The organism is Bacillus sp. B2-WWTP-C-10-Post-4, assembly GCF_009183805.1.
Classification (GTDB): domain Bacteria; phylum Bacillota; class Bacilli; order Bacillales; family Bacillaceae_G; genus Bacillus_A; species Bacillus_A cereus.
In genome coordinates, this window is the sequence record NZ_WEII01000242.1 from 1 (window position 1) to 2,100 (window position 2,100).

The window sequence follows — 2,100 nt, forward strand, 5'->3', positions numbered from 1 at the left end:
GATATGATATTTGGCTTCCATGTTTCTTGTTTTCCTGAAGGATATTCTATAAGTATTACCGGATTTTTTAACTGTATTGTTTTCCAAGAGACAAAATATAGTTGTACTTCTGTATCTTTTTTTAATAATTCTTCGGAGAAATAACCGAATTCGCCTACATTACCGAAAACAGTATAGTTTTGATTTTTTAATTTAATATCTAAATAACTAGGTTGATATGTTACCGCATGATAAGTTCCATATGAAAGTGAGAGTATGGCAGCGATTAAAATACCGATTGAAAATGTCCTAAAGCTATTACCTTTAAAGCTAGTCATCATGAATGAGTTTGGTGTGAATTTTTTTGCGAATAAAAAAATAAGTAATATGAGTAAGAGGGATAAGCCGATGAATATATACATAGGAAATCTTCCCCTCCACAATAAAATAATACATTAACTATATTTTACCATAAATGTATGGGGTAGGTTGGTTGTTTAGAAGGAGAAAATGAAGAAACAATTTCTTTACAGTTCTTGATAATTTAAAATTCGATTTATGAAAATTATAGCGTCATGTTTGAGGTGCAATCAGAAGGTATCTAATTCGTGTATATAGAATTAAGAGAGAATGTGCCATTAGAAATGTTTGATTTATGGAACAATAAGGACTTTACTAATTATACATATTTTTTCTGATATAATGAATGAGTAGAGAGAAAGGAGTGATCCTATGGCATTTCCTATACTAGAAACAGAACGCTTACGTTTAGTTGAAATAGAACAATCTTATTGTCAAAAAATATATGAAATCTTTTCATTGGATGAAGTGACGTGTTACTACGGTATGAATTCTTTTACGGAGTTTGGACAAGCTTCACGTATGATCGAATCTTTTTCAAAAAATTACTTTGAGAAAAAGGCAATACGATGGGGAATTGTGTTAAAAGAAACGAACGTTTTAATAGGAACAATTGGACTAAACAATTTACAATTATGGAGTAAACGATCTGAGATTGGATATGATCTGCATCCTCGCTATTGGGGAAATGGTTATGCTTCAGAAGCAGCTGGAGAAATTATTAATTATGGATTTAAAGATTTAGGTTTGTTTAGAATTGGAGCTATTACATATCCTGAAAATGTTACTTCTTGTAGAATGTTATCTAAAATTGGCTTCCAAAAGGAAGGGCTATTGCGCGGATATATTCATCAAGGAAATAAGCAACACGATGCATTATTGTATTCTATAGTGCGAACTGATGTTGAGGACATAAATTTATAATAAAAAAAACCTCTTAATTAAAAGAGGTTTTTTTTATTATAAATTAACCTAATTTAGGTAATAAACGTTCTCCGCTTTTCATGCTACTTTTACATAAAGGGCATTTAGGCTCTTCTTCAAATGAAAAGTTCTTTCTCATCCATCCTAAACAATCCTCTGATTCACATTCCCAAACAGGGGTTTGTTCTGGTGGTACTTCTGCTACATCGTTCTTTCGATTGCGATACATGTAACCACTCCTTTTATGTAAAAAATTTTAGTTATATATTAAAAAGGTTGTTAACCTTGCTGGTAACAACCTTTTTATTGTTTGAATTATAGCTTTACAACGTTTTTAGCTTGAGGTCCGCGGTTACCTTCTTCAACTTCAAAGCTAACTTCTTGACCTTCGTCAAGAGACTTGAAGCCGTCGCCAGTGATAGCTGAGAAGTGAACGAATACATCGTTACCGTCTGCAACTTCGATGAAACCGAAACCTTTTTCGCTGTTAAACCATTTTACTTTACCTGTTAATGTCATGGTAATGCCTCCTAAAAGTAGAAAAATTACAATATGATCGGCCTTATTTGAATGAAAATAAAATTTCACATATTATCAAAAACCCATAAGGAGTACAAACTGTCCCCGATTGATACTTGATAATATGCAAAGAAAATATAGTGTTAAATTGACCTTAATTACTATCTTACAACAAATGGTGGGAAATAGCAAGTGCTGGTAATACCACTGAGTAATCTGGGTGATAATAGTAAAGGCACAAAGGCACCTCTTTTATTTATATATTATTCCTAATTGGGATTTATGCAAAATCATGTAAGAAAAACTTAGAGTAAATAT

4 protein-coding genes are annotated in these 2,100 nt (G+C 31.8%); 1 reads left to right on the plus strand and 3 read right to left on the minus strand.

Going from position 1 to position 2,100, the window contains the following annotated elements; genetic code table 11:
- On the minus strand, positions 1-401 hold a 401-nt coding region (locus GBN78_RS29555), incomplete at its 3' end, for a hypothetical protein (RefSeq protein WP_152128026.1).
- 310 nt (positions 402-711) lie between these two features.
- Between GBN78_RS29555 and GBN78_RS29560 the strand changes: the two genes are divergently transcribed.
- A complete protein-coding gene (locus tag GBN78_RS29560; protein ID WP_000885392.1) occupies positions 712-1,263 on the plus strand; it encodes a GNAT family N-acetyltransferase in 552 nt (183 codons plus the stop codon).
- Positions 1,264-1,306: 43 nt separating this feature from the next.
- Here the strand turns inward: GBN78_RS29560 and GBN78_RS29565 are convergent, their stop codons facing one another.
- Entirely contained in the window at positions 1,307-1,492 is a 186-nt protein-coding gene (locus GBN78_RS29565) for a cold-shock protein (RefSeq protein ID WP_000286203.1), read from the minus strand.
- A gap of 86 nt (positions 1,493-1,578) precedes the next feature.
- Complete coding sequence (gene cspD / locus GBN78_RS29570) at positions 1,579-1,782, minus strand: cold-shock protein CspD (protein WP_000176366.1); 204 nt, start codon at positions 1,780-1,782, stop codon at positions 1,579-1,581.
- Positions 1,783-2,100 lie beyond the last annotated feature (318 nt).